Here is a 12,426-nt window from a genome sequence, read left to right as displayed (position 1 = left end):
TGACTACGGTCGTATCTGCCCTTCGCCCTCGATGAGCCATTTGTAGGTGGTTATCTCTTCGAGGGCCATCGGACCGCGTGGACCTAACTTCTGGGTAGAGATGCCTATCTCGGCACCCAGACCGAACTGGGCTCCATCGGTAAACGAGGTGGGGGCATTCCAATAGACACAAGCCGCATCGACATGAGCCTGGAAGGTGCGGGCGGTCTGCTCGTTCTTGGTAACAATAGCCTCGCTATGACCCGAGCCGTTCTCATCGATATGATCCAAGGCCTCGGCGAGCGACGCTACGGTCTTGATGGCCAACTTGTAGTCCATGAATTCGGTGCCGAAGCTGTCGGGCGTGGCGTGCTCCAGATAGGGGTACTGGCCATCGAGGGCTTTGAATGCTTGTTCATCGGCATAGATGATCACCTGCTTATCGGCCATTTCCTGGCAGAGGGCTGGCAGATCGGCCATACGACTCTCGTGGATGAGCAGGCAGTCGAGGGCGTTGCACACGGATACGCGGCGGCACTTGGCATTGGTGATGATGGCACGACCCATCTCCAGATCGCCTTCGGCATCGAAGTAGGTGTTGACCACACCGGCACCGGTCTCGATGACGGGGATGCGGGCTGTGTCGCGTACAAAGTCGATGAGTTTGCGACCGCCACGGGGAATGCAGAGATCCACATAGCCCACGGCATTCAGCATCTCGCCGGTAGCCTCGTGGGTGGCGGGCAGCAGGGCTACCACATCCTTCGAAACGCCATACTGCTCCAGTATCTCGTGGATGAGAGCCACCTCCTCGCGGTTGCTGCTGTCGGCATCCTTACCGCCCTTGAGCACACAGGCGTTGCCGCTCTTAAAGCAGAGTGAGAAAACGTCGAACGTGACGTTAGGACGCGCCTCGTAGATCATGCCGATGACACCGAAGGGCACGCTGACACGGCACAGACGGAGACCGTTGGCCAGCGTCTTCTGCTTGGTGATGTGTCCTAAGGGTGAGGGCAGGGTAGCCACGTTGCGCATGTCGGAAGCGATGCCTTCCAGTCGGCTCCCGGTGAGCTGCAGACGGTCGTAGAGGGGGTTATCCTTCGACATTCTGGCGAGATCCAGGGCGTTGGCCTCGAGGATCCTGGCCTGTTGCTGCATGATGGCATCGGCAACGGCATGGAGTATCTCGTTGCGCTGTGTATCGGTGAGCAGGGCCAGACTCTTGCTGGCGCGCTTCACACGTTCAAATGTTTCTTTGAGTTGCATGGCTCTACTATGTTAGGAATTCGGTATGCGGTGTTGATTCGGGGTGCTCCATCAGGTCGATCAGGATGTCGTCGCGGGTACCATTGGCAATGATGACATGAATGCCAGCGCACTGCACATTGCTGGCAGTGTGGTACTTGGAGTGCATGCCGCCACGACCGAAGGCACTCTTCTCTTCCTTGATATACTTGGAGAGGTCGGTGCAGGGCGCCACGGTCTGTATCAGCTCCGACGAAGGATCGTCAGGATGACCGGTATAGATACCATCGATGTTAGAGAGGAGGATGAGTGAGTCGGCACGCATCATCTGAGCGATGAGCCCCGACAGCTCGTCGTTATCCGTAAACATCAGCTCGGTAACAGATACGGTGTCGTTCTCGTTGACGATAGGCAGCACGTCGTTTTCGAGCATCACTCTCATACAAGCCTGCTGGTTGCGGTACTGCTCGCCGGGCTGGAAGTTCTCCTTCATGGTGAGTACCTGGCCCACATGAATACCAAACTCGCGGAACAGATCGTAATACAGACCCACCAACTTGACCTGACCTACGGCAGAGAACAGCTGACGCTGCTCGACCGAGTCGAGTGAGTGGTCGACCGTGAGTTCGCGGCGGCCACAGGCTACGGCACCCGAGGTGACGAGGATGACCTCGATGTCCTGCTTGCGCAGCCACGCTATCTGGTCGACCAGGGCCGACATGCGGGTGACATCGAGCTTTCCATCGGCTCGTGTGAGCACGTTAGAACCTACTTTGATAACTATTCTTTTCTTCATTTCACTATTCACTCTTCACTAATATAGTGGTACATCTTCGATGTGATCTATTTCTGGTTGCCCGCCTATCATGCCTACTACGGAAATGATGTCGAACCTGACGGGACTGTTGATGCAGCGATACTTGATATAGTGGTTGATGGCCTGGCGGAGGCTCTGCAGCTTGCGGTAGTCGACTGCCTCTTCGGGCTCACCATACAGGCGGTTGCGACGGGTCTTGACCTCGACGAAGACCACCTCCTGACCGTTGGTGGCAATGATGTCGATATCGCGGCGCCCCGATTTCCAGTCGCGCTCTATGATGCGATAGCCATGCTGCTGCAGGTAGGCTGTGGCCTGGTCCTCGCCCCACGATCCTAACTCATTATGTGCCGCCATCACTAATCACTATTCACTATTCACTATTTCTCCGCGTCCTTCTGGCGGATCTCTACGCGACGGATCTTTCCGCTGATGGTCTTAGGCAGCTCGTCGACAAACTCCACGATACGGGGATACTTGTAAGGAGCTGTCTCCTTCTTGACGTGCTGCTGCAGTTCCTTCACGAGGTCGTCGCCAGCCTTGTCCTTCCACTCCTTGCCGAGTACAACGGTAGCCTTGACCACCATACCGCGGATATCGTCGGGTACACCGGTGATGGCGCACTCAACCACGGCAGGGTGGGTCATCAGGGCGCTCTCAACCTCGAACGGACCGATACGATAGCCCGACGACTTGATGACATCGTCGATACGACCTTCGAACCAGTAGTAGCCGTCTTCATCGCGCCATGCCATGTCGCCTGTATGGTAGATACCATCGTGCCAGGCCTCGCGGGTCTTCTCCTCATCACGGTAGTAGCCTTTGAACAAACCGATAGGCTTCTTGTCGCCTACACGGATCACAATCTCGCCCTTCTCACCATCCTCGCAGCTGGTGCCGTCGGCACGCAGCAGGTCGATATCGTACTGGGCGTTGGGGATACCCATACTGCCTGGTTTCGGTGTCATCCAGGGGAAGGTGCCGAGGGTCATGGTGGTCTCTGTCTGTCCGAAACCTTCCATCATCTTGATGCCGGTCTTCTCATAGAACTTATCAAACACGGCTGGGTTCAGAGCCTCTCCGGCAGTGCAGCAGTACTGCAGACTGCTCAGGTCGTACTTGCTCAGATCCTCACGGATCATGAAACGGTAGATGGTGGGAGGTGCACAGAAACTGGTAACCTTGTATTTCTCCATCTGGCGCAGCAGGGTGTCGGCATTAAACTTCTCGTGGTCGAACACGAACACGGTAGCACCGGCAAACCACTGACCATAGAACTTACCCCATACGGCCTTACCCCAGCCAGTATCAGCCACGGTGAGGTGGAGTGAGTTCTCATGCAGGTTGTGCCAGAACACACCGGTGGTCAGGTGTCCCATCGCATAGAGGTAGTCGTGCGCCACCATCTTGGGCTCACCACTGGTGCCCGAGGTGAAGTACATGATCATCGTGTCCTCGTTGTTGTTAACGAAGGCAGGACGCTGGAACTGAGGCGCTTTGACCACCTCCGACTGATAGTCGCGGAAACCCTCGGGGATGGGTTTGCCGTGATCGGTGATGGTGATATACTGCTTGACCGTAGGACTCTCGGGCATGGCCAGTCGGATCTGCTCGCACACGTAAGCATCGTCCACGCAGATGATCGACTTGATCGAGGCGCGGGTGTTACGATAAACAATGTCGTGCTTGGTGAGCATGTGGGTGGCAGGGATGACGATGGCACCAATCTTACACAGTGCCAGCATCACGATCCACCACTCATAACGGCGCTTCAGAATCAGCATCACAGGGTCGCCCTTGCCTATGCCCAGCGACTGCAGGTAACTGGCGGCCTGATCGCTCTGCTCTTTCAGCTGCTTGTAGGTGGCACGTATCTCCTCACCCTGGTCGTTGGTCCAGAGCAATGCTAACTTCTCAGGTGCCTCTTCTGCCCACGCGTCCATCACATCGTAGGCAAAGTTGAAGTTCTCAGGGATGATGAACTCCAGATGCTTATTGTAATCCTCTACAGACTCGAAATGTGTCTGCTTTAAAAATCTTTCTACCATATATCTTTTCTTTTTTGCAACGGACAACAGGACTGAAACGACTTATGTGCTTAAAGTCCTTAAGTCCTGTAGTCCGTTGCTAATTAACTATTCAACTGTAAAGGCGAGGAATTTCACGGGTTTGTCGCCTACGGCCAGCATGCCGTGGGGTTTCAATGAATCGAAGTAGATGCTGTCGCCCTCTTCGAGAATGATGGTCTTGCCACCGATGAAAAGTTCCATCTTACCTTCGAGCACCATGTTGAACTCCTGTCCGGGGTGGGTGTTCTTGTAGATGGTGCGTGCGCCTGGCTTGGGCTCAACGGTAACGATGAACACATCGGCATGATGGTTGACGAAACCGCCCACCAGCGACTGGTATTTATATGCCTTTGTGCGTTCGATGCTCATCCCCTGACCTTTACGAGTCACGTAATATGACTTCATGTGTGGTGCTTCGGCAAAGATCAGTTCTTCGGTTGATACACCATACTTATGGGCTATCTTCATCAGGTTTGAGATGGTGATGTCGAGCTCACCCTTCTCAATCTTCTCATATTTCTCTGAGTCGATACCGATGGTCTCAGCCATCTCACTTACTGGAATGTCGAGAACGTCGCGCAGTCCGCGAAGGCGTTCGCCTATTTGCTTTAATTGCTCGTCCATGTTATATTTGTTGTTTTTATCGTTTATCTATGATTTTATAATCAGCATATTTCTCTTTGGGATAGACAAAGAGCTTATCGTCGATATTGCCTGCCTGAAAGTCGGAGAAGGTAATGGTACACCAGAAGATGCTGACTTTGATGCGTAGCTTCTTGGGGTAATACTTGCCTTCGGACAGCAGTGCGATGATCTTTTTCATCTTCACTTTGGTACCAGGCTTGGCATCGAGAGTTACCAACAGTCCTTCGGGATCCTTGGCGATGGAATAGTTGTAGCTGTCGGGTTCGAACTTGAACATCTGCAGTTTGTCGTCGCTCTTGTTCACCTTGGGGTCATGCAACTCTACAAGATGCTTGTTGGTGCGTACGATATGCTTCAGCTCGCCGTTGTCGTAGATGATGGTGTTCTTATGTTCTGATACACTCTTCTTACCCTTGTTGCACGAGTAGCCTTCTTCCTTATACAGTCCAAGAATGTTGATCTTATAGTTGAACTTGACGCCCTCCTGACCATAGATATGGTTCCAGGCGGTGTTGAAAACACGCTTGGCCTGGCGGGCATTGGCATTATCCTGTGCTGTAGCAGTGAAGTGTGGACAGTGAAGAGAGAATAGTAGCACTACCACTCTCATCACATATCGCCATTTAAGTATTCTTGTCATAACACCCCCCACTAATCACTTCAGTCCTGCTTTCAGACCACGGATCACTGCCGAGGTGAAACCGGCATGCTCCATCTCGTTGAGACCCTTGATAGTGAGTCCACCGGGAGTGGTTACCAGGTCGATGGCTGCCTCGGGGTGCAGGCCGCTGGCTTCGAGCAGCTCAACGGCGCCCTTCATGGTCTGCATCACAATCTTCTTGGCATCGTCGGCCTTGAAGCCTAACTCTACGCCACCTTCGGCGGCAGCGCGGATATAGCGCATGGCATAAGCGATGCCGCAGCTGGCCAGGGTGGTGCCCGATGCCAAGTGCTGCTCGTCGGTGAGGAGCGAGGTGCCCATCTCATCGAAGATGCCCTGTACTAGTTTGGTCTGCTCGTTGGTGGTGTCGCAAGGCACGATGAAAGTCATCGATGCCAACTGGGCAATGGCGATGTTGGGGATGACCAGGAAGAGTGGGGGACAATTGGCACCCAGCCACTCCTTGATGCTGGCCGATGGAACGCCTGCGGCAATCACAATCAGCAACTGCTTCTGGGGATTGAGTGCTGCCTTGATGCCGGTGAGCACACGTTCTACCAGCCAGGGCTTTACTACTACACAGACAATATCGGCTGTGCTGGCAGCCTGCTGGTTGTCGGTGGTGACGTTAACGCCTAACTTAGCAAACTTTTCTACAACCGCCTGCGAGGGATCGCTTACGGTGATATCTTCGTTTTTGAACTGTTGGCCTTTGATCAGACCCTCGACGGTGGCGCCACCCATGGCGCCAGCGCCTATTACTGAAATCTTCATAATTCTTCGGGTTTTACTCTTATCAGTCTTTCGATAAAGTCGTCGGCTTCTGCCTTGGTGAGACAGAGTGGTGGCAGCAAGCGCAGAATGTTCTGGCCGGCACAGCCGGTGAAGCAATGCTCATGCTTGATGAGCGGCTTACGAACCATGGCGTGTGGCATGTCAAGCTCGATACCAATCATGAGTCCGCGACCGCGAACCTCCTTGATGTGTGAGCTGCCGATATTGCGGATGCCCTCCATCAGATAGTCGCCGATGACACGGGCGTTCTCAACCAGACCTTCATCCTCGAAGACATCGAGGGTGGCAAGGGCTGCGGCACAAGCCAGGTGGTTGCCACCGAAGGTGGTGCCTAACTGTCCGTAAACTGGTTCGAACTCGGGACTGATGAGCACACCGCCCATGGGGAATCCGTTGGCGATACCCTTGGCAACGGTGATGATATCGGGCTTGATGCCCAGCCACTGGTGGGCAAAGAACTTACCGCTTCGACCGTATCCACACTGAATCTCGTCGCAGATGAGCACGGCGCCATAGCGCTTACAAGCGTAAGCCAGACCCTGTGCAAACTCAGGTGTGGCCATCTGGATACCACCAACACCTTGGATGCACTCCAGGATGACAGCTGCAACACCACCCTTTGACAACTCGCGAACCCAGGGCTCAAGGTCGTTGAGGGGCAGATAGCGCACATGGTGATTGTCGTTGATGGGGGCAATAATCTTCGGGTTATTGGTCACCTCGACAGCCAGCGATGTACGTCCGTGGAAAGCCTTCTCGCAAGAGAGCACGCGGGTGTTACCCGTCTTAAACGAAGCCAGCTTCAGTGCATTCTCGTTAGCTTCGGCTCCAGAGTTGATCAGGAACAGCTGGTAGTCGTCGTAGCCGGAAATCTTGCCGAGACGCTCAGCTAACTGAACCTGCAACTTGTTGATAACAGAATTAGAGTAGAAACCGATGTTCTGCAGCTGCTCTGTTACCTTACTAATATAATGGGGATGCGAGTGGCCGATGCTGATAACAGCATGTCCACCGTAAAGATCGAGATACTCCTGACCTTTGTCGTCCCATACTTTACAACCCTTTCCCTTGACGATGTTGACATCGAAGAGTGGATAAACGTCGAATAGCTTCATATCGTATCCTCCTTAATGATTTAGAAAGCTGATGCTTTCAGTTTGAGTCCGGCAGTCTCGTCGATGCCGAACATGATGTTCATATTCTGTACAGCCTGACCAACAGCGCCCTTCAACAGATTGTCGATGGCAGAGGTGACGAGCAGCTTGTTACCGTATTTCTCTACATGTACCAGGGCCTTGTTGGTGTTTACCACCTGTTTCAGGTCGATGGCTTTGTCGCTATAGTGGGTGAAGGCTGCATCCTTATAGAAGTCCTTGTAGGCTTCGATCACATCCTCTACGGGAGCGGGCGTCTTGATGACGGCGGTGCAGAAGATGCCGCGGGCAAAGTCGCCACGGTAGGGGATGAAGTCGATATCTGCATCGAGATAGCCCTGAACCTGCTTCAACGACTGACGGATCTCAGCGATGTGCTGGTGCTGGAAGGGCTTGTAGATGCTCAGGTTGTTGTTGCGCCACGAGAAATGGGTGGTGGCACCCGGTTTCTGACCAGCACCTGTAGAACCGGTGATGGCATTCACGGCTACGTCGTCCTTCAGCAGATTGAGGTAGGCGGCGGGCAGGAGTGCTACCTGGATACAGGTGGCAAAGCAACCAGGGTTGGCCAGGTGCTGAGCCTTCATGATATCTTCCTTGTTGATCTCGGGCAGACCATATACATAGTCGTGAGCACCCTTGATGCGGAAGTCCTGCGCCAGATCGATGATCTTGACATGCTCGGGGATGGTGTGTTCCTTCAGGAACGCCTCGCTCTTGCCGTGGCCAAAGCAGAAGAAAACCACATCTACCTGATCGAAGGGCATCTCGTCGGTGAACTTCAGATCGGTATCGCCAATCAGTCCCTCGTGGACATCGGATACCAGATTGCCAGCGTTACTCTCGGAGTTGGCAAACACAATCTTGGCTTCGGGATGGTTGAGCAACAAGCGGATCAGTTCACCGCCTGTATAACCAGCCGCACCTAATATTCCAATTCTAATCATATAAGTCCTAAAGTCCTGTAGTCCGTTGCAAAAAATTATCTTTTCTCGTCCTTGTGGATACCGTAGTAAACACGCAGTGGGGTAGAGCTAACCTTGATGAAACCCTTGGCCTCGTCGGCAGTCCAACCGGTCTGAGTCTCGCCGTATTCACCCAGTTTGCTCTTGGTCAGGTCGTTAGCACTGTCGATACCAACCGTCTCGAATCCGTAAGGACGGAGCTTCAGAATGGCGGTACCGGTCACGTTACGCTGACTGCTGGTGAGCATGGCCTCGATATCGGGCATCACAGGCTCCAGGTACTGACTCTCGTGCAGGAACATGCCATACCAGTTGGCAACCTGGTCCTTCCAGTACTGCTGCCACTTAGAGAGGGTTGACTTCTCCAGCAGACGGTGTGCCTCGATGATGAGCTTGGGGGCTGCGGCCTCGAAACCTACACGGCCCTTGATACCGATGATGGTATCACCCACATTGGCATCACGGCCAATGGCATAGCTGGCACCAATCTCCTCAATCTTCTGGATGGCCTTCACCTTATCGTCGAACTTCTCGTCGTTCACGGCTACAATCTCACCCTTGTCGAACTGAATCTTCAGCAGCGACTCCTGCTCCTTGGCAGTAACATGCTTCAGGTAAGCCTCTTCGGGCAGCCCCTGTGTGGGGTCGAGCAGCTCACCGCCACAGATACTGGTGCCCCAGATACCTACGTTGTATGAGTACTTCAGCTTGGTGAAATCGGCAAAGAATCCGTGCTCGTTCAGATAGTCAACCTCTTCCTTACGTGTCAGCTTCTTATCGCGGGTGAGCGTGATGATCTCTACACCAGGAGCCATTACGAGGAAGGTCATGTCGAAACGGATCTGGTCGTTACCAGCGCCTGTTGAACCGTGGGCGATGGCATCGGCACCGATCTCTTTGGCATAGCGGGCGATGGCAATAGCCTGGAAGATACGCTCGCTGGATACAGAAATGGGGTAGCAGTTGTTACGCAGCACATTACCGAAGATCATATACTTCAGCGATTTCTCGTAATACTCGTGGGTTACATCGAGGGTTACATAGGCCTTCGCACCCAGCTTAAAGGCGTTCTCCTCGTTTTTCTTCAACTGCTCGTCGCTGAAACCGCCTGTGTTGGCGCAGGCTGCATATACATCCCAACCGTCCTGGGTGAGTTTCATAACTGTGTAAGAGGTGTCGAGTCCTCCTGAAAATGCGACTACTACTTTCTTGTTTGCCATATCTTTGTTTCTTTTTACTTTTTTACTCTTTTACCTTTTTACTCTTTTACCTTTTTACCTTTTCACCTTCATATCAGTCTTTTTCTCCGTCAATCTTACGGATGCGCTCCAGCACCTCGTCAGAGATCTTTGCTGGCAGATGTTCGGTAGGGTCGTAGAGCATGGCTGTGCAGATGCAGTACTTACGACCTGTGCGATGCAGCACATCCACGTTGCAACAGCCCTCGCAACCCTTCCAGAAGGCTTCGTCGTCGGTCAGGTCTGCAAAGGTCACGGGCTGGTAGCCCAGTGCGGTGTTCATAGCCATAACGGCGGCGCCACTTGTCAGCGAGAATATCTTGGCGTGAGGCCAACGGGTTCTGGCCAGGGTGAAGGTCATATCCTTGATGCGCTTGGCAATGTGTTTGCCTCTGAAGTCGGGATGCACAATAAGGCCTGAGGTCGTGACATATTGCTGGTTCTCCCAGGTCTCGATATAACTGAATCCTGCAAATCGTCCATCCTTGGTAAGCGCTATTACCGCTTTTGCTTCCATCATCTTCTTGACCAGGTACTCGTGGGTACGCTTGGCAATACCAGTACCGCGCACCTTCGCTGCTTCGGCGATGGTGTCGAGAATCGTATCCACGTATTTCTCGTGCTCAGGTCCTGCTACTAAGACTTCAATTTCTTCTTCCATTTCTTCTTATTACTTTATTTCATGTTTGGTACCACATCGCTCAGGGCTTCTACTACTTCCTGATGCTTGATGCCTTCTTTGATTACAATGAATATGGTATCATCGCCGGCGATGGTGCCCAATATCTCTGGAATGTCACTATTGTCGATATTCCAGGCTATCGAACTGGCATAGCCTGGACGGGTTTTGATGATGCCCATGTTGCCTGAGAAGTTAATGCTGATAAAACCGGGTACTCGCATCATCTCACGGATGCTGTTAGGAGTGCTGACACGTTTGTACATGGTCTCGTTGGGCAGTACGTAAACGTAGTTGCCGCTCATCGAGGCTGCCTTTGCTACTTTCAGCTGTTTCAGATCACGACTCAGAGTGGCTTGCGTTAGTTTGAAGCCTTCTTTCTGGAGGGCGTTCAACAATTCGTCCTGGCTCCCTAACTGCTGACTTGATATGATCAGTCTCAGGGCTTCTAATCTGTTGGTCTTTACTTTCATCTCAGTATATTTATTCGAAATCGGTTGCAAAATTATACAAAATTTCGCAACCGACCAAATATTTCTGCATATATTTGCAAATTTTACCGTTTCATATCGAATCCAACGCGTACGCCATCGTAATTTTTACTCAAATCGCCTATGGTTTGCAAATCTTTATTGCCACTCATGGCCGACATGGTTTGAAGAACTGTCAGCAGTTTCTTGGCTTCGAACAGAATCGATATGCCACCAGATTCCTTCTTGGCATAGCAGTTTATTGAGAGCAACAGGCCTTTTAATGTGATTTTCTGGCTGGCTTCGTCGAAAGTGTAGTTGCCGCTGAATGGTGTACCTGCTATTTTAGAAGTGAATGTGCCGTCCTCGTTAAAGGTGATGTAAGTGTTGGCGGCTGACAAACCTACTTGCTGGTAATAGGGCTGAAGTTTCTGCTCAATCTGTACGGCTGCTACCTCACCACCTGCTTTTGCCAGCAGGTTCTCGCTGGTGAAGGCACAGCCTGGACCGTTGTATTTCCAGGTGGCAATCAGGTTCTGAGCTTTAATCTTATCCAGACCAATAACACTCGTGATGGCATTTACTACGCCTGTACCATTGGTCATGGCACCAAGAACCTGCCCCATATTACCGCAACTTGTCATTGCGATGCATGCCAAAGCGGCTATGCTAACCATTACTTTTTTCATCTTGCTTGTTGTTTATTGATGGTTATTGTATCTATTTACGTTGCAAAATTATAATAAATACCTTAAACAGCAAAGCATTTATCAGAAATTAACGTAGTACGTAGCCTGTGTTTCAGTTCTTGTGGAATCGGGTGCGAAAATCACGTGAGTTAATTCGATTGATGATTTGAGCCGGCTCGATTGATGATTTGAGTTAACTCACGGTTTTTACGTGATGCTGATTCTCTCTATATAATATATAATAATGTGACAATATTTTTCAGATTGATATTTGTCAAGAGCGACCAAAAAAATGCATGAAAAATGAAAATTTCTCTCGAAAAGTTTTGGTAGTTTCAAAAAAAGCCGTACCTTTGCACCCGCAAATCAGGAACACCACCTGACAAGCACGATAAAGAAAGAGTTCTTTGAAAGATTTACATAGACAGAAGTAGTACAAGAAGCGAGAGTAGAAATGCTCTTGGGTAACAAGAAACAAACCGTTTCAATTTCTTTTAATAGGAATAGAAATCTTGGATAGTCGTTCTGAAACAGATAATGATTAAATTTACAAGGCTTCTAGGAGCGAGAGAAATGAAAGTTCACTTTCAATTTCCGAGCGACGACGAAGGCTCGTAGAAAATATCGAAGATATTTTATACAATGAAGAGTTTGATCCTGGCTCAGGATGAACGCTAGCTACAGGCTTAACACATGCAAGTCGAGGGGCAGCGAGAAGAAAGCTTGCTTTCTTTGTCGGCGACCGGCGCACGGGTGAGTAACGCGTATCCAACCTTCCCTATAGTAGAGAATAGCCCGGTGAAAATCGGATTAATGCTCTATGTTATTCAATGCGGACATCTAAGTTGAATCAAAGGTTTACCGCTATAGGATGGGGATGCGTCTGATTAGGTTGTTGGCGGGGTAACGGCCCACCAAGCCCACGATCAGTAGGGGTTCTGAGAGGAAGGTCCCCCACATTGGAACTGAGACACGGTCCAAACTCCTACGGGAGGCAGCAGTGAGGAATATTGGTCAATG

At 51.5% G+C, this 12,426-nt stretch carries 13 protein-coding genes and 1 rRNA gene; 1 reads left to right on the top strand and 13 read right to left on the bottom strand.

Features of this window, described 5'->3' with window-relative positions; genetic code table 11:
- Positions 1-3: 3 nt before the first annotated feature.
- From T491_RS0111670 to T491_RS0111610, 13 genes are all read right to left on the bottom strand, one after another.
- Entirely contained in the window at positions 4-1,245 is a 1,242-nt protein-coding gene (locus tag T491_RS0111670; RefSeq protein WP_028904051.1) for a glutamate-5-semialdehyde dehydrogenase, read from the bottom strand.
- A 7-nt stretch (positions 1,246-1,252) separates the two neighbouring features.
- Positions 1,253-2,020 (bottom strand): glutamate 5-kinase, encoded by a 768-nt coding sequence (proB, locus tag T491_RS0111665; protein ID WP_028904050.1) that lies wholly within the window; start codon positions 2,018-2,020, stop codon positions 1,253-1,255.
- Positions 2,021-2,038: 18 nt separating this feature from the next.
- Positions 2,039-2,398, bottom strand: a complete 360-nt coding sequence (locus T491_RS0111660) for a YraN family protein (protein WP_028904049.1) — start codon at positions 2,396-2,398, stop codon at positions 2,039-2,041.
- A 23-nt stretch (positions 2,399-2,421) separates the two neighbouring features.
- Positions 2,422-4,089 carry an AMP-binding protein gene (locus tag T491_RS0111655; RefSeq protein ID WP_028904048.1) on the bottom strand — a complete coding sequence of 556 codons (1,668 nt, stop codon included), beginning with the start codon at positions 4,087-4,089 and terminating at the stop codon, positions 2,422-2,424.
- 87 nt (positions 4,090-4,176) lie between these two features.
- Entirely contained in the window at positions 4,177-4,734 is a 558-nt protein-coding gene (locus T491_RS0111650; protein ID WP_028904047.1) for a helix-turn-helix domain-containing protein, read from the bottom strand.
- 16 nt (positions 4,735-4,750) lie between these two features.
- Positions 4,751-5,395 (bottom strand): hypothetical protein, encoded by a 645-nt coding sequence (locus T491_RS0111645; RefSeq protein WP_155950122.1) that lies wholly within the window; start codon positions 5,393-5,395, stop codon positions 4,751-4,753.
- Between the two features lie 15 nt (positions 5,396-5,410).
- Positions 5,411-6,190: a pyrroline-5-carboxylate reductase gene (locus T491_RS0111640; RefSeq protein ID WP_028904045.1), complete on the bottom strand. Its 780-nt coding sequence runs from the start codon at positions 6,188-6,190 to the stop codon at positions 5,411-5,413.
- Positions 6,187-7,326 carry an aspartate aminotransferase family protein gene (locus tag T491_RS0111635; RefSeq protein ID WP_028904044.1) on the bottom strand — a complete coding sequence of 380 codons (1,140 nt, stop codon included), beginning with the start codon at positions 7,324-7,326 and terminating at the stop codon, positions 6,187-6,189. Before T491_RS0111635 ends, T491_RS0111640 begins: the two co-directional genes overlap by 4 nt.
- A 20-nt stretch (positions 7,327-7,346) precedes the next feature.
- The gene (gene argC, locus T491_RS0111630) at positions 7,347-8,312 is read right to left on the bottom strand and encodes an N-acetyl-gamma-glutamyl-phosphate reductase (RefSeq protein ID WP_028904043.1); all 966 of its coding nucleotides are present in this window, start codon (positions 8,310-8,312) and stop codon (positions 7,347-7,349) included.
- Between the two features lie 35 nt (positions 8,313-8,347).
- On the bottom strand, positions 8,348-9,550 hold the full coding sequence (locus tag T491_RS0111625; protein ID WP_028904042.1) for an argininosuccinate synthase: 1,203 nt from the start codon (positions 9,548-9,550) through the stop codon (positions 8,348-8,350).
- A 73-nt stretch (positions 9,551-9,623) separates the two neighbouring features.
- On the bottom strand, positions 9,624-10,229 hold the full coding sequence (locus T491_RS0111620) for a GNAT family N-acetyltransferase (RefSeq protein WP_028904041.1): 606 nt from the start codon (positions 10,227-10,229) through the stop codon (positions 9,624-9,626).
- 14 nt (positions 10,230-10,243) lie between these two features.
- Complete coding sequence (gene argR, locus T491_RS0111615) at positions 10,244-10,720, bottom strand: arginine repressor (RefSeq protein ID WP_028904040.1); 477 nt, start codon at positions 10,718-10,720, stop codon at positions 10,244-10,246.
- A gap of 83 nt (positions 10,721-10,803) precedes the next feature.
- Positions 10,804-11,406: a DUF4923 family protein gene (locus T491_RS0111610; RefSeq protein ID WP_028904039.1), complete on the bottom strand. Its 603-nt coding sequence runs from the start codon at positions 11,404-11,406 to the stop codon at positions 10,804-10,806.
- Positions 11,407-12,045: 639 nt separating this feature from the next.
- On the opposite strand from T491_RS0111610, the gene T491_RS0111605 reads away from it, so the two are divergent.
- A 16S ribosomal RNA gene (locus tag T491_RS0111605) occupies positions 12,046-12,426 on the top strand; the annotation flags it as partial.

The sequence above is a fragment of the Prevotella sp. P6B4 genome (assembly GCF_000619985.1).
Lineage (GTDB): Bacteria > Bacteroidota > Bacteroidia > Bacteroidales > Bacteroidaceae > Prevotella.
This window is presented reverse-complemented; position numbering and strand designations above follow the sequence as displayed.